Source organism: Sporosarcina sp. E16_8, from assembly GCF_017347095.1.
Classification (GTDB): Bacteria; Bacillota; Bacilli; order Bacillales_A; family Planococcaceae; genus Sporosarcina.
Map to the genome: position 1 here is coordinate 30,025 of NZ_JADPRZ010000001.1, position 25,033 is coordinate 55,057.

Sequence of the window (25,033 nt, forward strand, 5' to 3'; positions counted from 1 at the left end):
TGAAGAATTGCCATGACAGTTAGCTATCTTTACTTCCCAATCAAGTTTTCACTAACTAATTTTTCGATTGAGGATAACACAGCTACTTTTACATGCTCGTAAGTCAAGCCACCTTGGACATATGCCGTATAGGGCGGTCTGATAGGGCCATCTGCCGTCAGCTCGATGCTGGAGCCTTGGATGAATGTCCCTGCAGCCATGATGACGTCGTCCGTATAGCCAGGCATATAGGACGGCTCAGGCGCGTAGTGCGCATTGATAGGCGAGTTTTCTTGTATTGACCGACAGAACGCAATCATTTGATCTGCATTTTCGAAGGATACCGATTGAATCAGGTCGGTTCTTTTTTCAGAGTAATGTGGCGACGTATTGAGACCGAAGCTTTCTAGGAGTGCTGCTGTGAATAGCGCTCCTTTTACTGCTTGACTGACAACATGCGGCGCTAGGAAAAATCCTTGGTACATTTCCCGCAGTGTATCCAGCGATGCCCCCGCTTCTGCCCCGAGTCCTGGTGAAGTCATCCGGTATGCACACTTTTCAACGAGGTCAGCACGGCCAGCGATATAGCCACCCGTTCTTGCCAGTCCGCCACCGGGATTCTTGATGAGTGAACCTGCCATTAGGTCCACACCGACTTGAGTTGGCTCTTTTTCTTCCACAAATTCACCGTAACAGTTGTCCACAAAAACAACGAGCTCAGGATTAATGGCCTTCACTTTACGAACCATTTCACCGATTTCATCCACCATGAAAGAGGGACGATCGGAATAGCCTTTCGACCGCTGGATACCGATCATTTTCGTCTTACCATGAATGTTTTTAGCGACTTCTTCAAAATCGACTGTGCCATCTTCATTTAAGTCAATATGTTTATAGGAAATGCCATAATCATGCAGTGAACCTGTGTCTTTACCTTTTCCAGAAACGATAGAATCCAGTGTATCATAAGGTTTCCCCGTAATATAAAGGAGTTCATCGCCTGGTCTCAGGATTCCGAAAAGGCTGATTGAAATTGCGTGTGTGCCCGAAATAATTTGGTTGCGTACGACGCAATCTTCCGCTCCAAATACGTCGGCGTATACTTGTTCCAATACATCCCGGCCTGCGTCATCATAGCCGTAACCTGTTGAACCGGTCAGGTGAAAATCGCTCACCATATTTTTACGGAATGCAGCGAGCACTTTCCGTTGATTGTAAAAGGCGGTTTTTTCGATACCTTTGAAAAATGGTGCAAGTTTCTCTTCGATTACTTCCGCATTTGCAAATAAAAGGTCGTCTTGTTCTGTAAACATAATTGGTATTCCTCATTTCATTAAATAGTCACTTCATTATCTTATCAGTCTGTCCGTAGAGGTCAACGTTTACGGGGTTTTCTTCATTGATTAATAATTGTAATCTGTTAGAATGCTAAAGGGTATATTGAATGGAGGAAGTTAAGTGGCGTGGGATGTATTTAGCTTTATCGGTACCGCGGCATTTGCCATCTCGGGCGCAATTGTTGCGATGGAAGAGGAATATGATATTTTTGGCGTTTATATATTGGGTATGGTCACTGCTTTTGGCGGCGGTGCCGTTCGTAATGTCTTAATAGGTGTACCTGTCTCTGTACTATGGGATCAACAATTCTTATTTTTAGTGGCAAGCATTTTGATAACCATTATTTTCTTTTTTTCTAGGTATCTTCTTTCGCATTGGAATAGATGGGGGAATTACTTTGATGCGATCGGTTTGGCGGCATTCGCAATACAAGGCGCTATGCTAGCCATTTCACTGAATATGTCACTTTATGCAGTTATGGTTGCAGCCGTTCTAACAGGAGCTGGCGGCGGTGTCATTCGTGATCTGTTAGCAGGTAGAAAACCACTGGTCTTTAAACGGGACATCTACGCAGTCTGGGCTGCTCTCGCCGGACTTATAGTCGGCCTGGGTCTATTCAAAAGTGACCTGGCACTTTATGCGTTACTCGTGATGACTGCCGGTCTTCGTATTTTCTCGCTTGTCTTCCAATGGAAATTGCCTACTGGAAAAATTCATTAACAAAAGCGGAACAAGGATTTTACTCCCTGTTCCGCTTTTTTACGTCTAGAGGCTCGCTTTTGTTTACGTCGAGACTCCGGGCACCTAGAGGCTCGGACATAAGGCGGTCCGGCTATGCGGCAAAGAACGCCACTTGGGCCTGCCGGATGCAGGTCATGCAGTCATTGCGACAGGACGTCGCGCACGTAGACTGCCTTCCTTTTTTACGTCTTATGCCTGCCGCGGGCCTACAGGATGTAGGTCATGCAGCTGTTGCCACAGGAAGTGGCGCACTTAGGCTGCGTTCATTTGTGACAGGTACCCTCCGCTTTTGCTTATTCAGTCTCGTCTTTTAAAATAACCGGTTTTGTTGGGACATATGTGGAAATCGCATGTTTATAAATCAGTTGTTGCTTGCCGTCCGATTCAAGCAACACGGTATAATTATCATACGATTTAATAAGTCCTTTCAATTGAAATCCATTCAGTAAGAATACCGTTACAAATGTATTATTCTTTCGTAACGAGTTTAAAAACGTTTCTTGCATGTTAACCTGTTTCATACGCCGAATCCTCCAGTTGTCATAGATATATTTCTAGTGCTCCACTTACTTTATTCGACCTGAATTATCGAAATCCTTCAAGATTGCCAAAATTCTCTTTACAATTTCGGTTGTACCCAATTTTCCATCGAACCAGCTGATGTCCAATTTGTTGCGGAAATAGGTCATTTGCCGTTTTGCGTAGTTACGCGTATTTTTTTTAATTAATTCAACAGCATCGTCTAGTAACAACTTCTCTTCGATATATTGATGAAGTTCCTTATAGCCAATCGCTTGTACAGATTGTACGCCACGAATGTTTTCATCCCATAATCGATTCGCTTCCTCTAGAAGACCTTTTTCCATCATTATGTCGACACGGAGACCAATCCGTTCATAGAGTACATCACGGTCCATATCAAGACCGACAATGAGATGATCATATAGGGGCTCTTGTCCCGCATCGTCTTCGTGGTCTTCTTTCGTTTTACCAGTCACTTCAATGATTTCAAGCGCACGAACCAGCCGACGATGATTATTCGGATGAATTTTTTCAGCACTCACCCGGTCAAGCTCGACAAGTTTTCCATGCAAATAGGCGCCCCCTTTTTCAGCCAGTTCCTGCTCCAAGCGTTTCCTAACTTCTAGATCCGCCGCCTCTTCTGTAAAACGGAAATCAAACAACACCGATTGTATATATAATCCGGTGCCCCCTGTAATAATTGGAATTTTTCCACGGCCTTGGATTTCTGTAATCCATTTACGTACAGCCGCTTGGTACTCCGCAACAGAAAATGATTCATTCGGTTCTTTTACATCGAATAAATGATGTGGGATGCCATCCATTTCTTCTTCTGTGATTTTTGCTGTCCCAATATCAAGACCTTTGTATACTTGCATTGCATCGCCATTAATGACTTCCCCACCAATTATTTTGGCAAGTTCGACACTTAACGCCGTCTTCCCAGATGCTGTAGGTCCGACGATTGCGATTACTTCAGGATAGTTACTCATTTTTTTCAATCCAGTCATAAACGGTTTCGAATACGTGTTGGCGATTCTTTTCATGGAGCATTTCATGCCTGCCACCTTCGAACAAAAATAGCGTAACATCTTCTAGGCCCGCCTTATTATATTGCTGTGCTACACTCCAAACCCCTTTTCCATTGCCACCTACCGGGTCTTCACTCCCTGAAAAGAGGAAAACAGGCAGTTTTTTAGGGATTTTATTTATTTCATCTATATCATGGATTTCTCCAAGTCCTTTGAATAAATCCGCAAAAAGTTGTGTGGTTGGGACAACTCCACAAGCGGGATCAATCAGGTACTTCTCAACTGCTTCAGTATCGGTGGAAAGCCAATCGAATGGCGTTTTTGGTTGATGTACTGACTTATTGTAGCCACCAAAAACGAGTTTATTCAGGAAATTATCGGGCTGATCGAAACCGTTTTTCTTGCCGTGCAGATAAGCAACTGCCTGCCCTGCGAACCGGCTTGCACCGGGGTCTCCGCCTGTCCCTGAAAATATTGCCAGGTCAACTTCACTGCCATGGAGTTGGACATATCTCCGTGCGACGAACGATCCCATACTATGACCGAACAGAACGAAACGCGAGGATGGATACTGTTCCCTGAGATTTGAAATGACTTCGAAAGCATCTTGAACAACGTGGTCAAAACCGTCCTTGTCGGCAAAATGCCCTTTCAATCCGTTCATTTTAGCCGTTTTACCATGTCCCCGGTGATCGTGTCCGGATACGATATATCCTTTTCCTACGAGATAGTGAGCAAATTCTTCATATCTGCCAATATGTTCGGACATGCCGTGAAGAAGATGGATATGTCCGACTGGATTGCCTTCAGGTTTCATCACGATGGCATGAACTAAAAAACCATCTGACATTTCAAGTGTCGCTTCTCTCATTGACGTCCACCATCCCTCACTTTAAGTCTTGTAATAGCTACTAACTTCCACCCATCTCTTCCTACATCACTCGTTTGAACATTTTTTCAAGTTCATATGTCGTGAAATGAATTAGCACCGGTCTACCATGCGGACAAGTAAATGGATTGTCGGCAGCGGATAGATCATTCAACAGCCTTTCCATATCTGCCAGTGTCAAATGGTGATTGGCTTTGATGGACCGTTTGCAACTCATCATGATGGCGGCTTCTTCACGCAATTTACCGATATCAATTTTCCGTGTTGTCAACACTTGCTCAATAATATCTTCGATGATAACCGTCTCTTCTCCTGCTGGAAACCAAGATGGATATTCTTTTACCGCATAGGAAGATGGACCAAACTCCTCTAGGAAGATACCGACTTCCTGCAACAGGCTCATATTTTCCTCAATTTTCGTTTTCTCATCTGCTGAGTAATGGAACATAAGAGGAATCAGTAACATTTGACGTTCTTCATCATCAGTCACACTCAATTTATCTCTGAAAAACTCATACTTTATTCGTTCTTGGGCTGCGTGCTGATCAATCATGAAGAAACCATCTTCATTTTGCGCAACAATATAGGTGCCATGAACCTGTCCAACTGGCTCTAGAGCTGGAAATTTTTTATCAACTTCTGATTGTTCAGCTTCGTCTAGAGCAATCTGTGGTTCATTGACCGTCCAAGGCGTTTGTTCAACGGGGTCATTTTCAGGGAGATCATACGGCACGTACTCAGGTTTTTCTAGTGGTGTCATTGACGGCGCTGTCACGGGTGTTGGTCTTTCGGTTCGGAATTGATTCCACATATTTACTTGTTCAGACTGATTTTTCTTGGCAGGTTCTTTTTTAATAGCATCTGGAACGATTGTGTTTTTCCGGATCGCTTTCTGGACGGATTCTTTAATTAACGCCAGCAACTCGCCTTCTTTGCTCATGCGGATATGTTGTTTGGAAGGATGCACGTTGACGTCTGTCAAATAAGGGTCCCCTTCAATGTTAATAACCGTAATTGGAGATCGTCCAATCGGCAAATACGTATGGAATGCATCTAGAATTGCGTGATTGATTGCATTGCTCTTTACCCATCTACCATTGACGATTAACGTCATATAATTCCTTGACGCACGCGTCATTTCAGGTAGTGTCACATGGCCTGAAACGCTGTAATCCGCATTCTCTCCCGCGAAGCTCACCATTTTACGGGCGACAGCTATGCCGTATATATCTGATAGTACTCGGCGTTGATCTCCGCTTCCCGCTGTCTGTAATAGCACTTGACTGTAATGAGAGAGTTTAAATGCTATCGCGGGATGACTGAGCGCAAGTCGATTGACGAGATCGATTGTATGGCCCAGTTCTGTTTGGATTGTTTTCATGTATTTTAGGCGTGCTGGCGTATTGAAAAACAATTGAGAAACAGTAATATCCGTTCCTTTGCGGAATGCCGCATTATCGTGTTTGACAAGTCTGCCTCCGTCAATTTGTACTTCTGTGCCTTCTGTTTCACCGTCGGAAGTCCACATAATTATCTTGGACACGGATGCGATACTCGCAAGTGCTTCTCCTCGGAAACCGAGCGTGCGAATTCGGAACAGATCATGGTCATTGGAAATCTTGCTCGTTGCATGCCGCTCAAACGCTTGAACAGCATCTTTTTTAGACATTCCATTGCCGTTATCTGTTACACGAATTGTCAGCAGACCGGCTTCCTCAAGCCCAATTTCAATTACGGTACTTTCTGCATCAATCGCATTTTCAACAAGCTCTTTAACGATGGAAGCAGGACGTTCGACGACTTCGCCCGCAGCGATTTTATTGGACAGCGTATCGTCCATCACTTTGATGATGTCTATCGGTCTCACCCTTTCTTAGGTCTGAGCTTTTCTTTCAATTCATGGATGTATTGCAGTGCCTGGAACGGTGTCATATTTAGTAGATCTGCATCGTTCAGGTCAGTCAGCACTTCTTGCTCTTCTGTAGACAGGGAAACCTGTCCTTCATTTTGAATATCGAAAAAGTTCAACTGCATAGGTTCATCTTCACGAACCGTTTGTTTCTCCACATTTTCAAATGTAGTGAGTAATGTTTTTGCTCGGTTGAGAAGCGATTCAGGTAGACCTGCAAGATCCGCAACGTAAATCCCGTAACTTTTATCAGCTGGCCCCGTCATGACTTTATGGAGAAAGACGACTTTTCCATCCTGTTCCATTGCAGCGACATGAACATTTTCAAGTCGAGATAGTTCTTTATCCAAATTGGTCAGTTCATGATAATGGGTAGAAAACAGTGTATTCGCTCCGATTTCATTGTGAATATGCTCCATCATCGCCTGCGCTAAAGCCATGCCATCATAAGTTGAAGTCCCACGCCCGATTTCATCAAAAAGGAGAAGACTTTGCGCAGTTGCATTTGCGATCGCGAATTGAGATTCCATCATTTCCATCATAAATGTACTTTGTCCTGAAGCTAGGTCATCCGCAGCACCAATTCTTGTGAATATTTGATCGGTAACTGGAAGTAACGCCTGATCGCAAGGAACGTAGCAACCAATCTGCGCCATCACAACAATGAGCGCAATTTGCCGCATATACGTACTTTTACCGGACATATTGGGTCCCGTGATAAGCAACATATTCGCTTCGTCAGTCAATTTGCAGTTATTAGGAACGTAAAGAGAATGGTCAATCATCTTTTCAACGACCGGATGACGACCGTTCTTGATTTCCAATGCTTTCCCATCGTGAAATACGGGTTTGACGTAGTTACGCTTTTCCGAAACTGCTGCGAATGAAAGAAGGACATCCAGTTCGCTTAGGACACTTGCAAGATGCTGGATATTACGGATATGTGTTTTCATGGAATCTCGGACCTTGCTGAATAATTTATACTCAAGCTCTAGCCCTTCCGCTTCCGCATTGAGGATAAGGTCTTCTTTCTCTTTTAGCTCAGGCGTTATGTAACGTTCAGCATTCGCAAGCGTCTGCTTTCTCTCATATCGTTCCAAATCCGCAAGATGGATATTGGACTTCGTAATCTCTATATAATAGCCGAATATTCTGTTGTACCCTATTTTTAACGATTTAATGCCTGTTCGCTCGCGCTCCTCACGTTCAAGTTCTGCAAGCCACGCCTTACCATTTTTTGAAGCATCACGGTATTGGTCAAGTTTTGCATCATAGCCATCCTTGATGATACCGCCTTCTTTAACGGATAGTGGCGGATTTTCAGCAATTGCTAGTTCAAGAATTTGTAGTGCTTCTTCGCAACCATTAATCCGCTCAGAAAATTGATTCAGCAGCGGGCGTTCTGATTCATGGAGTGCTTTTTTGATAGTTGGAACACGACGGAGTGAGTTACGAAGTTGTGCAAGATCCCTTCCACTCGCGCTACCCATCGAAATTCGCCCAGCAAGTCGCTCTAAATCGTACACTTCTTTCAAGCTTGTCTTCAATTCATCCCGCAGGAAAAATTCTTCTATCAGCTCAGTCACTGCATCAAGACGGTTTTCAATTGCTTTTTTTTCGGCTAATGGCTGATGAATCCACATTTTTAATTTACGTGCGCCCATCGCTGTAACCGTCTCGTCAAGCAACCAGTAAAGCGTACCATCCTTGCTACCGTTGCGGATTGATTGAATGAGTTCCAAATTACGCATGGAATTGGCATCAATGGATAGCTTCGTTTGTTTCTGAATGAATTCGAATGGACGTATATGATCGAGTGCCGTTTTCTGCGTGCGCTTTACGTAGGATACAAGCATGCTACATGCTTCTCTGACATCCGTTGGAATTGCACCAAAAAGATCTTCCGTTTCGAACTGTTCTTCGCCATATTCGATGGACAATACAATACTGCGTTTCGCCATGCTGTCACTAAGAGCGAGATGCAGCCTTTCATCGACAACGACCTCTTTCATACCCAGTGCCTCAATCTCAGCAATTAGCGTCCGCTCATCGCCTTCCACACACTCTACTTTGCCCTCACCAGTTGCTAGGTCAAGATAAGCGAGCGCATACTTGTTGCCATCTATACTATCAGCAGAACCGATGAAATGATTCGTATTCGCATCAATTGTTTTTCCCTCCGTCATCGTACCCGGGGTAATGATTTTAACGACTTCCCTTTTGACGATACCCTTCGCTTCTTTTGGATCTTCTGTCTGTTCACAAATAGCCACTTTATGCCCTTTACGTACGAGCGTTTCAATATAACCCGCAGCGGCATGATAAGGTACACCACACATCGGAATCCGCTCACGATTTGCAGCATCCCGACTGGTTAATGTAATTTCAAGAATTTGAGATGCTTCTTCCGCATCCGCGAAAAACAATTCATAGAAATCGCCTAATCTAAAAAACAGAAATGCATCTTCATGCTCTGATTTTACTTTTAAATATTGTTGAATCATTGGTGTATGTGTTGTCATTTTTTTAACCTCTTTACGTTTACTGTTTTTTATTATTATACCAAAGTTGGGCCACGAAGAGCCCAACTTCTGTGTGATTTTTGCGGGCTGTGCGAAAATCACAACAAAATCGGACTACGAAGGGTCCGATTTCTGCGTGATTTTTGCGGGCTTCAAAAATCTAAGCAAATACCGGACAACGAAGAGTCCGGTATTTGTGTAATTTACACGGGCTGTGTGGAAATTACAACAAAGTTGGGCCACGAAGGGTCCGATTTCTGTGTGATTTTTGCGGGCTTCAAAAATCTAAGCAAAGTTGGGCCACGAAGAGCCCAACTTCTGTGTAATTGCAACTCCACGATTTTAATTGCAACTTCACTGCTCTAATTGCAACTTTACCATTCTAATTGCAACTCCACCGCTCTAATTGCAACTTTACCGTTCTAATTGCAACTCCAGATTTTCAGTCAAAACGCCGGACATTAAAAGGTGTGTAATCGCAACTTCGAAAACCTAATCACAACTCCACCACTCTAATCTCAACTGCACATCTATCATCACAAACTTCAGCTATGAAGCTTAGTAAGCGTACTCTCACAAAATTCAAGTAACTAAAAAAAAGCCGGTGGTGTTTGCCGGCTCTCAAAATGACGATGATTCGTTTGGTGATTTATGATTTTGTCCTTGACCTTGTTCATTGCCCCGCACTTGCGCTTGTTCACGTCCTGGACCGTGCCCCTGTTCATGGGATGATGATTCATCTGAAAACTTCCATTCCTCTTCAAAACTTTGCGGATGTACCGTAATACAGACTTTTGTTTCGCCAACAACTTCAGCCATCAACTCTCGTTCAATCGTTATGCAGAACTTCTCACCACATTCCGATATAATCGCCTCTGTACAATTCGGGTGCTGTACAACATCAACGATGACTTCTTCATGCCCAGATGTCGGCTCGTCTCGATAATGCAAACGAATCCTGTCCTTGTAAGGAATTGACTCCGTAAATACAGATGTCTTTGAATGTTCTTGATGGGAATACCAAACATTGACGTCGAACTTACCGGTAACTTCGATGAATTTACCGACCTTTTTCGCCTGATGTGTATGGTTGATGACCCAACATCCGAGTATACTCGTCGGACTATTCGGCGGCTTCAGTGTCACAGTCGTCTCAGTCCGCTTCTTCCCCTTGGCAATAACCGTCTTCGTCACGATCTGACGTAAATTTTTCAGTTCGATTCCTCCTCCATTCGCTTCAATCCATCTTATGCAACAGAAGCCCAGAGAGTGAGAAAAATCGGCAGGAAATATTTTCCCACCGATTGGTATACTTACTTATAGTTTTTCATATGTCGTATTTTTTACATAAGAACCTGTTTCTCCACGTCTTACATCGCCATCTGTCGCTTTGATGATTTCATCTGTGACAGTGTTTGCGATTGTGTTCGATACAAGTTGTAGTAAATCATTCACTTCACCCTGAGATTGTTTAAATTCCTGAACAATCGGAACTTCGTCTATATCACTTTGGATTTTTTCAATTTTGCCTTCAATGATACCCAGTGCTCTTTCTTTTCCATACTGCTGGAAATTGACTGCCTGCTTTTGCAATGATTTTAGACTTGCAATATTTTCACGGATTTTTTGATTTTCATTAATCTGCTCTTCTGCCCGCTTGAAAAACTCCACTTGCTCCGTGTTTGCAATCATTACTGCGATTTCGCGTGCCTTTGCGATAATTTCATCTTTTGAATAGTTCTTTTCCATTATGACATCACCTTTTCCTTTTCTACTACGCCGATAAACTCACCGTCGAGTGACCATGTTTTGGCCTCTATTATTTTCACATTGACTATTTTACCAATCACCGATTGTGGTGCTTTAAAATTGACGAGTTTGCTTTTCTCAGTGTAGCCCGCGAGAACTTCCGGATTACGCTTACTTTCCCCTTCGACAAGCACCTCAACGATTTTACCTTTATAGGGTTTCATCGCTTCTGCGGATAAATCATTGACGACTTTATTTAATCGTTGTAGACGTTCTTTTTTCACATCCATCGGAATATTATCAGCCATTTTTGCGGCCGGCGTGCCATCCCGTGGCGAATAAATATACGTATAAGCAATGTCGAAACCAACTTCCTTGTACAAGGATACTGTCTCTTCAAATTGCTCGTCCGTTTCATTCGGGAACCCAACGATAATATCCGTCGTTAATGTAACGTTCGGAATCGCTTTCTTTATTTTACCCACGAGTTCCAGATAATGTTCACGAGTATATTTTCGCGCCATGATTTTCAAAATATCGCTAGAACCCGATTGAACTGGAAGATGAATATGATCGACTAGATTTCCACCCTTCGCAAGTACTTCGATTAGATAGTCATCGAAGTCACGTGGATGGCTCGTTGTGAAACGGATTCGCGCAATGTCGATTTTTCTTAGATCATCCATTAAATCGCCAAAACGGTAACTCGTTCCTTCAAAATCTTTTCCATATGCATTAACATTCTGACCAAGCAACGTAATTTCCTTATAGCCCTCTGCCGCTAACTGCCGTACTTCCAGAATAATATCTTGCGGACGTCTGCTTCGTTCCTTGCCCCTCGTGTATGGCACGATGCAATACGTACAAAACTTGTCGCAGCCGTACATAATGTTCACCCAAGCTTTAATTTTTCCGTGACGGACTTTTGGAAGGTTCTCAATAATATCACCTTCTTTTGACCACACTTCAATGACCATTTCTTTTGATAAGTAGGCCTCATTTAAAATATGGGGCAATCTATGGATATTGTGTGTCCCAAAAATCATATCAACCTGATCATACTTTTTAAGAATTTTATTAACAACTGATTCCTCTTGCGACATACAACCACATACGCCAATCAAGACATCAGGATTTCTTCGTTTCAACGATTGCAAATGGCCTAGCTCACCAAACACTTTGTTTTCGGCGTTTTCACGAATGGCACATGTATTGAGCAACACGACATTCGCATCTTCAACAGTATCTGTCGGTTCATACCCAAGGGCTATTAAAATTCCTGCAATCACTTCTGTGTCATGTTCATTCATTTGGCAACCATATGTCCGTATATAAAATTTCCGGTTCGACCCCATTTCACGGAAGCGCTCGTCAATTTCAAAGTTATCGTAATAAGCGATTTCTTCCTTGCCACGTTTTTTGGCGTCTTTCAAAGAAGGGGGTGTGTAGGCTGTCTGAAAATAGTGGCTATAGTCCTTCTCGTCTGCAATTTTTGCTAGATTTGGCTTCACTAGCCCTTCATTCAATCGCTGTTCCTCATTCATTTAACTTGTCCCCTTTCCTACAAAGCCTTGTGACATCCGCTGGAGGCTTGGGCCAACAGGATGTTAAGGATACTCAGACGTCGCCGCAGGACGCGGTAGTTTCAGTCTGAGTTCCCCTAATCGGCAGGGAATTTGCGCCCCACTGAGTAAAGTTGAACGTATGATTTCATTATACTTAATTGTTGACCCACTGTACAAGAACTCAAAGCTTTGTCGGTTGTTTGTCACAGTTCTTATAGAACTTTCTCTTGTGATAAAGGTAATCTTCAATCAGCTGGCCGCTTCTTCCCACCGATTGTTTGTTTAACCATTCGGTCTTTTACGGGCAGTTAATGCGGGATACAACTAAAAGACCACAGGGAATTAACGCGTCCCGTGGTCCTGACTCTTTCTAATTTACATATGACGCTGTCTTTTTTCAACAAGTAATTTCAATGCCGTACGTCCTTCACCGTTAATCTCAATATCAGTGAAAGCGGGTGCACAGATGAGATCACCGCCACTTGGAGCGACGAATCCACGTGCAATTGCAATTGCTTTTATTGCCTGATTTAAGGCACCAGCACCTACTGCCTGCATTTCTGCGTACCCCTGGTCCCTGATAACTGCAACGAGTGCTCCTGCAACAGAATTCGGATTCGAGCGGGATGATACTTTCAATGGGTTCAACATGATTCCTCCTTATTTTTCGGTGTCTATGGAACGGATATCTCCATAAACCATCCTATGATTCGGAGGCGATGTTTAGACGCGCATTAGCCTTTGAATGTGCGGTCAGCATTGATGGCAACTCGTTCAACTCTGATTGCTTTTCCTGTTTCATCATCCAATACTACGAAAAGACCGTTTAACTGGGTACGTCCTGTTTTCGGAACTTCAAAACGAACTGGTAAATTCGTACGGAAACGATAGATGACGTCTTCTTTTTTCATACCTAAAATTTCATCGTAAGGGCCCGTCATGCCCGCATCAGTTAAATAGGCTGTTCCACCTGGTAGAATGCGATCATCCGCCGTCTGGACATGCGTGTGCGTTCCTACAACAACAGATGCTTTCCCATCAAGATGCCAACCCATCGCAATTTTTTCGCTTGTCGCTTCAGCGTGGAAATCAACGAAGACGAGCGGAGAAATTTCTCTTGCTTCCGCTACCAATTCATCTGCCTTTTCAAATGGATCGCCGTGCGGTGGTAAAAATGTCCGGCCATGCAAATTGATGATAGACATCGTCACACCATTCCGTGAAATCGTTGTCATCCCTTTACCGGGTGCTTCATCTGAAAAATTGGCAGGACGGATAAGATAATCTGTGTCATCGATAAAATCGTAAATCTCTTTTTGATCCCATGTGTGATTTCCCATTGTTACAACGTCTACTCCAGCACGGAGCAAATCATCAAATATTGCTTTAGTGATTCCTCTTCCAGCTGCTGCGTTTTCTCCGTTCGCAATAATAACATCTGCGTTATACTTCCTTTTGAGTCGTGGTAAATAGTCAAATACCATATCTCGTCCTAGCGATCCTACTATATCTCCTATAAATAATACTCTCATAAAATAATCTCTCCCAATAGAAAAAGAGGCCCCCGGACCGAAATGCACGGAAACCCCTTTTTTCTTTATTTTGCGTATTCGACCGCCCGTGTCTCACGGATGACCGTTACTTTAATATGTCCTGGATAATCGAGCTCTTCTTCAATCCGTTTCCGGATATCTCGCGCTAGACGATGGGCTGTAATATCATCGATTTGGTCTGGGCGGACAATAATTCGAACTTCGCGTCCTGCCTGGATAGCAAACGATTTCTCCACGCCGTCGTACGATTCAGAAATCTCTTCAAGTTTTTTCAGTCTGCGGATATAGTTTTCAAGCGTTTCACTGCGCGCTCCCGGCCTTGCAGCTGATAATGCATCTGCTGCTGCAACCAATACGGCAATGACTGATGTCGCTTCAGTATCCCCATGATGGGATGCGATACTGTTAATAACAACAGGATGTTCTTTATATTTCGTTGCAAGTTCAACGCCAATTTCAACGTGACTGCCTTCTACTTCATGGTCAATCGCTTTTCCGATATCATGAAGGAGTCCAGCGCGTCGTGCGAGCGTTACATCTTCTCCAAGTTCTGCCGCCAATAAACCTGCTAGATAAGCAACTTCTGTCGAATGCTTCAAGACATTTTGGCCATAACTTGTACGGAAACGCAATCTTCCGATGATTTTAATAAGATCTGGGTGCAGATTATGAATGCCTATATCGAAAGTTGTCTGTTCTCCAGTTTCGCGGATAAGTTCATCCACTTCACGCCTCGATTTATCAACCATCTCTTCAATACGTGCTGGATGAATTCGTCCATCTTGCACAAGTTTCTCTAGTGCAAGTCGTGCAGTTTCCCGGCGTACCGGATCAAAGCCTGACAAGATGACCGCTTCTGGCGTATCGTCGATTATTAGGTCAATTCCTGTCAACGTTTCGAGTGTGCGGATGTTACGTCCTTCACGACCGATAATACGGCCTTTCATCTCATCATTCGGTAGATTTACTACCGATACAGTCGTTTCAGCAACATGGTCTGCTGCAAAACGTTGCAAGGCGATAGAAAGTATTTCACGTGATTTTTTATCCGATTCCTCTTTTGCTCGTTGCTCTGCTTCTTTTGTCATAACAGCGATATCTGTAGCAAGTTCTTTCTCTACTTCACTAAGGATGAGCCTTTTCGCTTCATCACGTGTCAGAGAAGATATCTTTTCAAGTTCGGTTTTCTGAACCAAAACAAGTTCTTCCGCTTTGCGTTCCATCTGTTCGATATGCTGCTGTCTTCCGGTAAGCGCTTCTTCTTTGCGCTCCAGACCTGCGTCTCTTTTATTGAGAGCTTCATCTTTACGGTCATGATTTTCTTCCCGTTGCAAAAGACGGCTTTCTTGTTTTTGCAGTTCCGCCCTTCGTTCACGGATCTCTGATTCCGCTTCAATTCTCAGTTTGTGAGTTTCATCTTTCGCTTCTAGTAGTGACTCTTTTTTAAGAGCATCCGCTTCACGCTTCGCCTCTTCGACGATTTGTTCTGCCGTAAATTTGGCACCAGTCACTTTTGAATCGTTCACTTTCTTATTAAAGAAATAGGTAACAGCGACACCAACGAGCAGACCAAGCAAAGCGAAGATGATCAATTGTAGTTCTAACATCCAGGTCACCTCCTCCTGCTATTCTTTTCATTTTCAGTCGGCTCATATATCAACGTACAACATACTGCCAAAATCATTTCAATGGTATGAAATTATACAATTCTAATTGTATCTATGTAAATTTGACATGTCAAGGTTACACAAGTCTTTGCGACACATTATTCTTGGATTAATAGTTGTATTTTCTGCATCTATGTAAAAACCGATCACGCCCTATAAAAAGGACGGATCGGCTTTCTGTATTACTTATTCTTCATCAAGTAGAAGTTCTAACTCTTCGTCCTCATCTACTGCTTGAGCACCAATCACATAGTTAGAGCTTGCAAGTCCATATGCTTCACGAATTTTGTTGGCGATTTCCGCACGTATATCCGGGTTTTCCTTCAAGAATTGTTTCGAATTCTCTCGCCCTTGTCCAAGTCGTTCTCCTTCATAGGAATACCAAGATCCACTCTTTTGGACAACTTCGGAGTCAGCACCAAGGTCGATGATTTCTCCTTCTCTAGAGATTCCTTCTCCGTACATAATATCAACTTCCGCTGTTTTGAACGGAGGTGCAACTTTATTTTTCACAACGCGGATTCGTGTTTTATTTCCCACTATATCATTGCCTTGTTTGATTGCTTCTCCACGTCGTACATCTAGGCGCACTGAAGAGTAGAATTTCAATGCGCGCCCCCCTGGAGTTACTTCAGGGCTACCGAACATAACGCCGACTTTTTCACGGATTTGGTTAATGAATATTGCAATTGTATTTGACTTATTAATGGCACCAGAAAGTTTACGTAAAGCTTGTGACATAAGACGGGCTTGTAAACCGATATGCGAATCTCCCATCTCACCTTCAATTTCCGCTTTTGGTACAAGTGCAGCGACGGAGTCCACAACAAAAATATCAACTGCACCGCTTCGTACAAGCGCTTCAGCGATTTCAAGTGCTTGCTCTCCCGTATCAGGTTGGGAAAGTAATAATTCGTCGATATTAACGCCTAATTTACGCGCATAAATCGGATCGAGCGCATGTTCAGCGTCGATAAATGCTGCTGTTCCTCCAGCTGCTTGTACTTCTGCGATGGCATGAAGAGCAACTGTCGTTTTACCCGAACTTTCAGGTCCGTATATTTCAATGACACGGCCGCGTGGATATCCGCCTATGCCGAGTGCAGAATCAAGTGCAAGGGAGCCTGTCGAAGATGTTTCAACTTCCAGGTTTGTTTTTTCACCCAATTTCATAATAGATCCTTTACCAAATTGCTTTTCTATCTGTTTTAGCGCCATTTCTAAGGCGGCTTTACGATCGCTCAATTTATTTCCTCCCTCAAGGTAATGTTTCTGTTTTTCTTACTACCCCTAGTATACTCCTTTAATGAGAAATACTCAATCAAAAAGCGAACATTTATTCGATTGTTTTTCTTGAATTAAATATTTAATTGAGAATAACGGGTGCTAGACATTTTTAATTGAGAAAACGGATTAAATCTTAACTTTGGCCTTCTTTTACAGTTAGGTGTTTGATGAGATAATAGAGCGCAAACCTTGCTGCCCTGAGACGGTTTGCGTTTCTTGAACCTGACAGTAACAACTTAAATGTTTCTGTATTTGCATTTGTAGAAGCGATACCAATCCACACAGTGCCGACCGGTTTACCATCATGAGGATCTGGCCCCGCTGCACCCGTTAAACCGATTCCGATATCCGATTTGAACGTTCGTTTTACGTTTACCGCAAGGGCCGCCGCACATTCTGCACTGACGACGCCATACTCCGTAAGTAAAGACTGTTCAATACCCAGTTGTTCCACTTTCGTTTTCTCTTTGTAGACGACAATACCACCTTCAAGTGACGAACTAATCCCTGGTTCACCAGCTAGTTCTGCCATGAATAGACCAGCCGTTAAACTTTCTGCCGCGGCTATCGTCCAACCGTTTCGGACTAGGAGTTCTGCGGCTTTGGACGCCAATGTATCATCATCGGTCCCGTAGATGTAGTCCCCAACTAATGATCGTATATCCTCTTCCATAGGCGCAATCAGCTTTAATGCCGCATCAGTTGTTTGTGCTTTTGCAGTGAGGCGCAATGTTACCGCGTCAGCTGTTGCCAGCGGGGCAACTGTCGGATTCGTCTGTTTGTCCAAAATGGGTTGAATCCGGTGTTCAAGCTCGGCCTCTCCAATACCGTAAAACTTCAGAACCCGCGATGTGATGACTTCGTGCTTGCCAATAACGCCTAACAAATAAGGAATTGCCTCATCGGTAAACATCGGCTCCATTTCATGCGGTGGACCTGGTAGAAGAATATAGCGTACGCCATCCTTTTCCACAGCCATACCGGGTGCCATACCTTTTCGGTTCGCTAAGACTTTTGCGCCTTTAAACACCAGTGCCTGTTTCTTATTATTCTCCGTCATAACCCTACCGCTACGTTCAAAATACTGTTGAATATATAGAAGTGCCTCGTCATCGCTGACTAATGTTGTACCAATATGCTTCACGATGGTTTCTTTTGTCATGTCATCTTTTGTCGGTCCAAGTCCGCCTGTAAAAATTAGAATATCTGCACGTTTCCTTGCAATTTCAATCACTTCATCCAAACGATCCGGGTTGTCGCCCACGACTGTCTGATAATGAACATCGATCCCGATTTCTGCGAGTTTTAATGAAATGAATTTAGCGTTCGTATTCGTAATTTGTCCAAGCAATAACTCTGAACCAATTGCAATGATTTCTGCTTTCATGGCTTCCCATCCCCTTACATTGAATCAATCAGTACACGCCTGTTTTTATAGAAATAATCGAAACCTGACCAAATTGTAAAGAAGAGAGCGATATAGAGCATAATGACACCGAATGGCACACCAATCGACTCGAAAAATATATTATTCAATAACAGCGAGGTAATTGCTAAAATCTGTGCAACCGTCTTAATCTTCCCTAGTTGGTTGGCCGCCACGACTTCTCCACCACCTGCTAGGATAAGCCTAAGGCCTGTCACAGCGAATTCACGGCTTATAATGATGATGACAATCCATGACGGTGCTGTTCCAAGTTCAACAAGAATGATGAATGCAGCAGAAACGAGTAATTTGTCTGCAAGCGGGTCAAGAAATTTCCCCATATTTGTTACAAGATTATTTTTTCTAGCGATATAACCATCAAGCCAATCTGTTATAGAAGCAATAATAAAAATAAGTCCACCGATTAAATGCTCTTTCATCATTTCAGTACCAGCGACAGCTACAGTGCCCAATTTAAAATCAACCAGCATGAAAACCATAAAAACTGGAATGAGCAGAACGCGTGATACGGTTATTTTATTTGGCAAATTCATAAAATACACCTTTCCTTTCAAAGAAAATAGTCATCTGAAGTAGATGACTATCACTCTTTCTTGTATTCAATCAAAATATTCTGCGGGACTGTATCCTGAGGTGGCACACCGTATTCAAGTAACACACCGTTTACATATATTTCTGTAGACTTAGGACGCCCTACACGGATTCGCACGGAGTCCGTAGCCGTCACATCAAATTCAATCGTTTCCCCTGCGGACATAATACGCGCAGGCGACATCCATTCTTTCCCGGAATTATCCTTAACACCAATCCAAGATCCGCCGTTTAAACGGATTTCAAGTTGGAATGATTCTGCTCCAGTTAATCCGTACGTCGACGTTTCGCCACTTGCACTTTCAAAAGCTAAAGTCTGTTCCGGTTTTTCCGGTTCTGGCTCTTCTTTTACAGGCTTTTCCTCTGTTTTTTCTGGCTCTTTTTTAACTGGGCTTTTTTCCATTATTACTGGTTGATTCGTTTCGCCGCTGTCTACATCACCCTGCTTGTTGTTAGATGAGCCTTGATATAGAGTCCAAATGACAACTACAATAACGATAATAAATAAAGCAACGATGATTTTAGGCATCATTTCATTTAGCTGGTCATTATTTCTCAAACCTCTTTTACGTGTCAATGTCGACGAAGCGCGCTGACCTGCCTCTTCCTCGGATGACACTTCAGGAGAAGTATTTTTAAACATAGATAGCATTTCATCAGAATCTAGGCCTACTGCCTCTGCATATTGTTTGATGAATGCACGTACATAAAAAGATCCAGGCATCATGCTGTAATCTTCATTTTCGATACCCAAGAGATACCGTTTCTGTATTTTCGTTATTGACTGTAAATCATCCAATGTATATCCTTTAGTCATTCTCGCCTGCTTGAGACGATCACCTAATCCGGTCACCAAAAACACCTGCCTATCAGAAGTTGAATAAACCCGATCCATCCATCATTCCATGATTGGACATCATATCATTTTTTTCCATCATTTCATATGTAATTTCTTGATCTGGATCTGTTCTTAATTCAATAATATAATCAAAATCTTCAATACTGTATTCCGAATGCTGAACGAACATATCCGGATGCTCTACAACTTTTATAGTAGGCATTCGCATCATTTCTCGGACAAGTTGCATGTGACGCTCATCCTCAGCCTTACGCGTAACGATGCCATCCAAGATAAAGATATTATCTTTCGAAAATTCATCGCCTGCTAAGTTTTTCCGCAACGTTTGCTTAATCATCGTCGAAGAAAGGAAGATCCATTTTTTATTGGCACAAACGCTTGCTGCAACAACTGATTCCGTCTTCCCAACTCGCGGCATCCCGCGAACACCAATTAGTTTATGACCTTCTTGTTTAAATATTTCAGCCATGAAATCAACAAGAATTCCAAGGTCACTTCTAAGAAACCGGAACGTTTTTCTCTCGTCCGCATCACGCTGTATATAACGTCCGTGTCTGACCGCTAAAATATCACGTAACTTCGGCTCACGGATTTTTATCACTTGAATCGTTTCCATCGTCTCGGCGATTTGTTCAAAACGTGCAATCTGGTCGTCGTTGTCAGCCCGCAGCAGCATTCCGCGATGTCCGCCATCAACACCATTAATTGTAACAATGTTCACGCGCAACATTCCTAGCAGCGACGAAATATCGCCTAGAAGGCCAGGACGGTTAACCTGAATTTCATATTCAAGATACCATTCACCCATCAGACACACACTCCTTTGACCATTTTTTGAACACGCACTACTATATGACGCACAAGAAGTAATATAGTTCTATGATAGCTGATTAAATGCATTATGAAAAGGAAAAAGGGGATTATCGTAATCCCCTTTCACAATTAAATATACCAGCCGCCATTCACTTTCATAATTTCGCCTGTCATATAATCCGCCTTACCACTTAACAGGAAATTAACTGCTTCAGCGACATGTTCTGGCGTCCCGGAACGCATAAGTGGTATTTCATCGATAACCATCTGTCGTTCATCTACCGGGATTTCATTGTTCATACGCGTTTCAATCCAACCTGGTGCCACAGCGTTGACGCGCACCCCTGAAAAGGCTGCTTCTTTCGCATACGCTTTCACAAATGCGTGTTGCGCCCCCTTGACAGCGGAGTACATCACTTCACCTGCCGCCCCCGTATTGCCCCAAATCGAGCCAATCACGACAACGTACGATTGTTCAAACTCGCGTAATTGAGGAGATACAAGACTTATAAATCTCGCTGGGTTTTGTACATGGACTTTCCATAATGCATCCATGTCTTCCCCGCTCGTTTCAGTCAACAGTTTCATCATCGATTGCCCATTCGCAACAACGACAGCACAAATCGTGCGAACTTGTTGGACAAGTAATTCTGCTCCGCCTTGTACACTGAAATCTGCTTGGACTGTTTTAAAAATCGATTGTGGATATGCTGCGCTTAGCTCTTTTTGCACTCGTTTAGCATGTGTAGCATTTTCATTGTAATGAAGATATAGAGACCAGCCTGCAGCCGCTAATGCTCGACTAATCGCATCGCCTATTCCACCTGATGCACCAAGTACAACGCAGTATTTCTGCCCCGTCATTCTGCCTTATCGGCTGGAACAATTGAATAGACCGTATGACCGCTTTCATCTGAAAACGTTTGGAATGCATCTTTCAAGTTTTCGAGCGTTAATTTCTCCAGGGTTGGAACAACATCAAACAAATTCATGTTGTTAAACGTATAGCGCGTAAATTGGTTGGCGATAAATTCCGGAGAATTCAATGAACGCATGAATTGACCAATTTTCTTTTTCCTCATTCGATTTAATTCTAAGTCGGTGATAGGCCATGTGTCAACAGTGTTTTTCACAGTTGTTCGGATTGCTTTTTCGAGTTGTTCCGGCTGGTCTGTATCAGAACCAACCATTGCGAAACCGAAGCCATTCTCCATTGTGAAATCATAAGAAAATGACTCATCAATCAGCCCATCATTATACGTTTCCGTATAGAAATCGGAAGACCTGCCAAACAGAATATCCAGTACAAGACCCGCGGAAAGTTCCTGGATAAGCATCTCTTCTCCATCGATATCCGTGTTAGTGCATTTCATACCCATATTAAATTTCGGTTTCGATATATCCATTGCAAGCTTCCGTTCAGTAATTGCTACAGTATCCATTTCAGTAGGGAAACTACGTATGATATCTGCAGGATCTTCGAATGTTTTTGCATCTTGGTTTTTCTTGATGAATGCCATCATCTCTTCCGGATCAACAGCACCTACAACGAACAGCACCATATTTGATGGATGATAGAACGTTTCATAGCATTCATACAAGTAGTCCGCTGTGATATCTTGAATCGATGCTACCGTACCAGCGATGTCAATTTTCACTGGATGTTCATGGAACAGGTTTTCAATTGTTCCGAAATAAAGACGCCAATCCGGCTGATCATCATACATCGTTATTTCCTGGGCAATGATACCTTTCTCCTTATCAACCGTCTTTTCCGTGAAGTACGGCTCCTGTACGAAATCAAGAAGAATTTCCGTATTGTCATATAACTTATCCGTAGCGGAGAACAAATAAGCAGTCCGTGTGAATGATGTAAACGCATTGGCGGATGCACCGTGGACACTAAATTTCTGGAATACGTCCCCATCTTCTTTTTCGAACATTTTATGTTCAAGGAAATGAGCAATGCCATCGGGAACCGTCACTTCTTCTGTTTTTCCACGTGGAATAAATGTTCGATCGATTGAACCATATTTGGTCGTAAACGTCACGAATGTTTTTGAAAATCCACGTTTCGGTAAAATATAGACATCCAAGCCGTTGTCAAGTTTTTCATTATATAATGTTTCCTGTAAATTATCGAAGTGAATATTCTTCATCATTAATTAGCCTCCTTGCCCGATAACAGATAGACGATTTCTAGTTTAATGTCAGATGCCATATTTTTAACATCGTCTTTTGTAACGGATTCCCAGCCTGCAATGATTGTGTCCGCCGTGAAGTTTTCATCAAGCTCTTTGTATTGATCAAATACTTCAATCTGCCCTCTTGCAGAATCAAACGCACTTTTAATGCCGTTAGCAAGTAATGCTTTTGTCTGTTCCATTTCAAGGTCTGTGATTTCACCTTGTTGAAGCGCAGTGAGTTGAGCATTAATAAGATTTACCGCTTTTTCTTCAAGTTCAGCATCGATTCCTGCCATTACATAGAGCAGCCCATAATGAGAAGAATAAGAACTAGATGCATAATACGCCATGCTTTCTTTTTCACGGACGTTAATGAAAAGCTTACTGTGCGCAAAACCGCCGAAAACACCGTTCGTTATTTGCATTTTCGGATAATCAGGATGGCGGAATGTAACAGGCGTGCTAAAGCCTAAATGGAGTTTCCCTTGTTTCATATCTTGTTTTTCACGAACATGACGAACTTCTGTTTCTTGAGCCATCGTTTGTTGTGTAGCCGTTTGACGTTTATTAACTTTACGGCTATTGAATGTCAGTAGTGACCTGATCTTTTCAGTCATGTCATCTTCGTCAATGTCACCTACAATATAGATATCAATTTCATCTTCATTTAACATGCTTTCGTATGCTGCAAATAGGTCTGCAGATGTAAGTGCATCTACATCCTTTTCCGTTCCATATGACGGTGCGGATGCAGCGCTATCAGGACGTATTAATTCAAGCATACGCATCTGTGCGAATCGCGTCTTGTCATCGTAAAGCGAACGAATTCGCTCTTTCACAGACCTTTTTTCACGGTTGACAACCGTTTCATCGAACTGTCCGTCTACCACATTTGGGTCAAATATGACGGTCTTAATCAAACTCAGTACTTCTTCAAGTACACCGCCTTCGGAAAGATATTCGTCATTTACACATTCAGCGGATAGTGAAACAATATTGGTTTCCCCACGTTTTCCGGCATCTGTGTACAATACCGTTCCGTATAATTCATCTAGCGCATTGCGGAACTCCGTTTGTGACCGGTATCGACCGTTAGATTCTTCTAATACATTTGCGAGTACTGCACGAAGAGCCGATTTCTTTTCATCAAGAGCCGTTTTCCACTTGATGGAGAAATTGACAGTTTTGAACTGTTCTGACTTGCGGATATATAATGTGACGCCCTCTTGTAGCTCAACTTTTTTGAACATATAAACACCTCTGTTTTAGTTAATATGCGGAATCCTCACTTCACTATACATTCCATAAGTCAAAAGATGCAAATAAACAAGCGAATGCATCGTAACTTATATAAAAAATCACATGCTGTAGGCCAAAAAACGCCCCGTAGTCCAACGTAACAGACTATCGGGGCATTTTCATTTTTTAACGATTTCCTTTGATATACGGTTGTCCACTTGCTTTTGGCGCATTCGCCCTTCCAATGAATCCTGCAAGTGCAAGAATGGTCAATGCATACGGCAAAATGTGGAAGTACACAGCCGGAACATTTTCCAAGTAAGATATGCTTGACGAGCTGATAGCAAGTGCTTGTGCGAATCCAAAGAACAATGCGGCTCCCATTGCACCAATCGGATGCCATTTACCAAATATCATTGCAGCAAGTGCCATGAATCCTTGCCCGTTAATCGTTGCATGACCGAAATCATTTGTCATTGTTTGAGAATAGATAGCTCCACCAATACCAGCAAGACCGCCTGAAATGATAACCGCAATATAGCGGATTTTAGTTACGTTGATGCCCATTGTATCAGCAGCCATTGGGTGTTCCCCAACTGATCGAAGGCGTAGACCAAATGGCGTTTTATAAATGATGAACCAAGCTAATAAAGCAAGACCTATCGCCAATATCGATGAACCATAAATCCCAGTGAAAAACATGGGTCCGATAAACGGAATTTCATGTAATACTGGAACGTTGAAACGCGGAATACTCTGTTGGATGAAATCCGTCTGTCCTTTGTCAAAAATCATTTTTACAGAGAACAAAGCAATGGCAATCCCTAGCATGTTAATGGCAACACCTGATACTACTTGGTCAGCACGGAATGTAATCGATGCGACCGCGTGCATGATGGAGAAGATTGCAGAAACAGCCATTGCCACAAGTAAGGCAAGCCATGGTGTCCAAGAGCCAAATGTATCCGCATAAAACAGATTAAATAGAATACCGGTAAAAGCACCCATTACCATGAGCCCTTCAAGTCCAATGTTAACTACACCTGCACGTTCCGAGAACACGCCTCCGATTGCAGTGAAAATAAGGGGGGCAGCGTATGAAATGGTTAACGGAATGATGAAATAAACTATCTCAAGAAGACTCAT

General features: G+C 42.8%; 22 protein-coding genes. 1 reads left to right on the forward strand and 21 read right to left on the reverse strand.

Annotation, left to right across the window (positions count from 1 at the left end):
- Positions 1 to 29: 29 nt before the first annotated feature.
- On the reverse strand, positions 30 to 1,292 hold the full coding sequence (locus tag I2484_RS00155; protein WP_207149011.1) for a methionine gamma-lyase family protein: 1,263 nt from the start codon (positions 1,290 to 1,292) through the stop codon (positions 30 to 32).
- A gap of 145 nt (positions 1,293 to 1,437) precedes the next feature.
- Here I2484_RS00155 and I2484_RS00160 point away from each other — a divergent pair, with 145 nt between their 5' ends.
- Positions 1,438 to 2,037 (forward strand): TRIC cation channel family protein, encoded by a 600-nt coding sequence (locus tag I2484_RS00160; RefSeq protein ID WP_207149012.1) that lies wholly within the window; start codon positions 1,438 to 1,440, stop codon positions 2,035 to 2,037.
- 314 nt (positions 2,038 to 2,351) lie between these two features.
- Here the strand turns inward: I2484_RS00160 and hfq are convergent, their stop codons facing one another.
- The 20 genes from hfq to I2484_RS00260 form a co-directional block, all read right to left on the reverse strand.
- Positions 2,352 to 2,579, reverse strand: coding sequence for an RNA chaperone Hfq (gene hfq / locus I2484_RS00165; protein ID WP_067211068.1), 228 nt, complete (start codon positions 2,577 to 2,579; stop codon positions 2,352 to 2,354).
- Positions 2,580 to 2,624: 45 nt separating this feature from the next.
- Positions 2,625 to 3,572: a tRNA (adenosine(37)-N6)-dimethylallyltransferase MiaA gene (gene miaA / locus I2484_RS00170; RefSeq protein WP_207149290.1), complete on the reverse strand. Its 948-nt coding sequence runs from the start codon at positions 3,570 to 3,572 to the stop codon at positions 2,625 to 2,627.
- Positions 3,565 to 4,482, reverse strand: coding sequence for an alpha/beta fold hydrolase (locus I2484_RS00175; protein WP_207149013.1), 918 nt, complete (start codon positions 4,480 to 4,482; stop codon positions 3,565 to 3,567). The genes miaA and I2484_RS00175 overlap by 8 nt, the downstream gene beginning before the upstream one ends.
- Positions 4,483 to 4,543: 61 nt before the next feature.
- The gene (mutL, locus tag I2484_RS00180) at positions 4,544 to 6,358 is read right to left on the reverse strand and encodes a DNA mismatch repair endonuclease MutL (protein WP_207149291.1); all 1,815 of its coding nucleotides are present in this window, start codon (positions 6,356 to 6,358) and stop codon (positions 4,544 to 4,546) included.
- A 5-nt stretch (positions 6,359 to 6,363) separates the two neighbouring features.
- The gene (gene mutS, locus I2484_RS00185; RefSeq protein WP_207149014.1) at positions 6,364 to 8,931 is read right to left on the reverse strand and encodes a DNA mismatch repair protein MutS; all 2,568 of its coding nucleotides are present in this window, start codon (positions 8,929 to 8,931) and stop codon (positions 6,364 to 6,366) included.
- Between the two features lie 621 nt (positions 8,932 to 9,552).
- A complete protein-coding gene (gene cotE / locus I2484_RS00190; protein WP_346014136.1) occupies positions 9,553 to 10,125 on the reverse strand; it encodes an outer spore coat protein CotE in 573 nt (190 codons plus the stop codon).
- Positions 10,126 to 10,248: 123 nt separating this feature from the next.
- On the reverse strand, positions 10,249 to 10,680 hold the full coding sequence (locus tag I2484_RS00195; protein ID WP_207149015.1) for a YlbF/YmcA family competence regulator: 432 nt from the start codon (positions 10,678 to 10,680) through the stop codon (positions 10,249 to 10,251).
- On the reverse strand, positions 10,680 to 12,224 hold the full coding sequence (gene miaB, locus I2484_RS00200; protein ID WP_207149016.1) for a tRNA (N6-isopentenyl adenosine(37)-C2)-methylthiotransferase MiaB: 1,545 nt from the start codon (positions 12,222 to 12,224) through the stop codon (positions 10,680 to 10,682). Before miaB ends, I2484_RS00195 begins: the two co-directional genes overlap by 1 nt.
- A gap of 396 nt (positions 12,225 to 12,620) precedes the next feature.
- On the reverse strand, positions 12,621 to 12,893 hold the full coding sequence (locus I2484_RS00205) for a stage V sporulation protein S (RefSeq protein ID WP_207149293.1): 273 nt from the start codon (positions 12,891 to 12,893) through the stop codon (positions 12,621 to 12,623).
- Between the two features lie 86 nt (positions 12,894 to 12,979).
- Positions 12,980 to 13,777 (reverse strand): TIGR00282 family metallophosphoesterase, encoded by a 798-nt coding sequence (locus I2484_RS00210; protein WP_207149017.1) that lies wholly within the window; start codon positions 13,775 to 13,777, stop codon positions 12,980 to 12,982.
- A 65-nt stretch (positions 13,778 to 13,842) separates the two neighbouring features.
- Positions 13,843 to 15,405, reverse strand: a complete 1,563-nt coding sequence (gene rny / locus I2484_RS00215) for a ribonuclease Y (protein ID WP_207149018.1) — start codon at positions 15,403 to 15,405, stop codon at positions 13,843 to 13,845.
- Between the two features lie 246 nt (positions 15,406 to 15,651).
- Positions 15,652 to 16,710: a recombinase RecA gene (gene recA / locus I2484_RS00220; protein WP_207149019.1), complete on the reverse strand. Its 1,059-nt coding sequence runs from the start codon at positions 16,708 to 16,710 to the stop codon at positions 15,652 to 15,654.
- 175 nt (positions 16,711 to 16,885) lie between these two features.
- A complete protein-coding gene (locus I2484_RS00225; RefSeq protein ID WP_207149020.1) occupies positions 16,886 to 18,139 on the reverse strand; it encodes a competence/damage-inducible protein A in 1,254 nt (417 codons plus the stop codon).
- Positions 18,140 to 18,153: 14 nt separating this feature from the next.
- Complete coding sequence (pgsA, locus tag I2484_RS00230) at positions 18,154 to 18,732, reverse strand: CDP-diacylglycerol--glycerol-3-phosphate 3-phosphatidyltransferase (RefSeq protein WP_207149021.1); 579 nt, start codon at positions 18,730 to 18,732, stop codon at positions 18,154 to 18,156.
- 50 nt (positions 18,733 to 18,782) lie between these two features.
- The gene (locus I2484_RS00235; protein ID WP_207149022.1) at positions 18,783 to 19,643 is read right to left on the reverse strand and encodes a RodZ domain-containing protein; all 861 of its coding nucleotides are present in this window, start codon (positions 19,641 to 19,643) and stop codon (positions 18,783 to 18,785) included.
- Between the two features lie 16 nt (positions 19,644 to 19,659).
- Positions 19,660 to 20,457, reverse strand: a complete 798-nt coding sequence (locus I2484_RS00240; protein WP_207149023.1) for a DUF3388 domain-containing protein — start codon at positions 20,455 to 20,457, stop codon at positions 19,660 to 19,662.
- A 134-nt stretch (positions 20,458 to 20,591) separates the two neighbouring features.
- Positions 20,592 to 21,326 (reverse strand): elongation factor P 5-aminopentanone reductase, encoded by a 735-nt coding sequence (gene ymfI, locus I2484_RS00245; protein ID WP_207149024.1) that lies wholly within the window; start codon positions 21,324 to 21,326, stop codon positions 20,592 to 20,594.
- Entirely contained in the window at positions 21,323 to 22,621 is a 1,299-nt protein-coding gene (yfmH, locus tag I2484_RS00250) for an EF-P 5-aminopentanol modification-associated protein YfmH (protein WP_207149294.1), read from the reverse strand. Before yfmH ends, ymfI begins: the two co-directional genes overlap by 4 nt.
- Positions 22,622 to 22,623: 2 nt before the next feature.
- Entirely contained in the window at positions 22,624 to 23,898 is a 1,275-nt protein-coding gene (gene yfmF, locus I2484_RS00255; protein ID WP_207149025.1) for an EF-P 5-aminopentanol modification-associated protein YfmF, read from the reverse strand.
- A gap of 175 nt (positions 23,899 to 24,073) precedes the next feature.
- Entirely contained in the window at positions 24,074 to 25,033 is a 960-nt protein-coding gene (locus I2484_RS00260; protein ID WP_207149026.1) for an ABC transporter permease, read from the reverse strand.

What these genes read in the sequence shown, in the direction of transcription:
- I2484_RS00155 (WP_207149011.1), bottom strand. Translation starts at nt 1,292, where the DNA reads ATGTTTACAGAACAAGACGACCTTTTATTTGCAAATGCGGAAGTAATC.
- hfq (WP_067211068.1), bottom strand. Translation starts at nt 2,579, where the DNA reads ATGAAACAGGTTAACATGCAAGAAACGTTTTTAAACTCGTTACGAAAG.
- miaA (WP_207149290.1), bottom strand. Translation starts at nt 3,572, where the DNA reads ATGAGTAACTATCCTGAAGTAATCGCAATCGTCGGACCTACAGCATCT.
- I2484_RS00175 (WP_207149013.1), bottom strand. Translation starts at nt 4,482, where the DNA reads ATGAGAGAAGCGACACTTGAAATGTCAGATGGTTTTTTAGTTCATGCC.
- mutS (WP_207149014.1), bottom strand. Translation starts at nt 8,931, where the DNA reads ATGACAACACATACACCAATGATTCAACAATATTTAAAAGTAAAATCA.
- I2484_RS00195 (WP_207149015.1), bottom strand. Translation starts at nt 10,680, where the DNA reads ATGGAAAAGAACTATTCAAAAGATGAAATTATCGCAAAGGCACGCGAA.
- miaB (WP_207149016.1), bottom strand. Translation starts at nt 12,224, where the DNA reads ATGAATGAGGAACAGCGATTGAATGAAGGGCTAGTGAAGCCAAATCTA.
- I2484_RS00210 (WP_207149017.1), bottom strand. Translation starts at nt 13,777, where the DNA reads ATGAGAGTATTATTTATAGGAGATATAGTAGGATCGCTAGGACGAGAT.
- rny (WP_207149018.1), bottom strand. Translation starts at nt 15,405, where the DNA reads ATGTTAGAACTACAATTGATCATCTTCGCTTTGCTTGGTCTGCTCGTT.
- I2484_RS00225 (WP_207149020.1), bottom strand. Translation starts at nt 18,139, where the DNA reads ATGAAAGCAGAAATCATTGCAATTGGTTCAGAGTTATTGCTTGGACAA.
- pgsA (WP_207149021.1), bottom strand. Translation starts at nt 18,732, where the DNA reads ATGAATTTGCCAAATAAAATAACCGTATCACGCGTTCTGCTCATTCCA.
- I2484_RS00240 (WP_207149023.1), bottom strand. Translation starts at nt 20,457, where the DNA reads ATGGGTGAATGGTATCTTGAATATGAAATTCAGGTTAACCGTCCTGGC.
- ymfI (WP_207149024.1), bottom strand. Translation starts at nt 21,326, where the DNA reads ATGACGGGGCAGAAATACTGCGTTGTACTTGGTGCATCAGGTGGAATA.
- yfmH (WP_207149294.1), bottom strand. Translation starts at nt 22,621, where the DNA reads ATGAAGAATATTCACTTCGATAATTTACAGGAAACATTATATAATGAA.
- yfmF (WP_207149025.1), bottom strand. Translation starts at nt 23,898, where the DNA reads ATGTTCAAAAAAGTTGAGCTACAAGAGGGCGTCACATTATATATCCGC.
- I2484_RS00260 (WP_207149026.1), bottom strand. Translation starts at nt 25,033, where the DNA reads ATGAGTCTTCTTGAGATAGTTTATTTCATCATTCCGTTAACCATTTCA.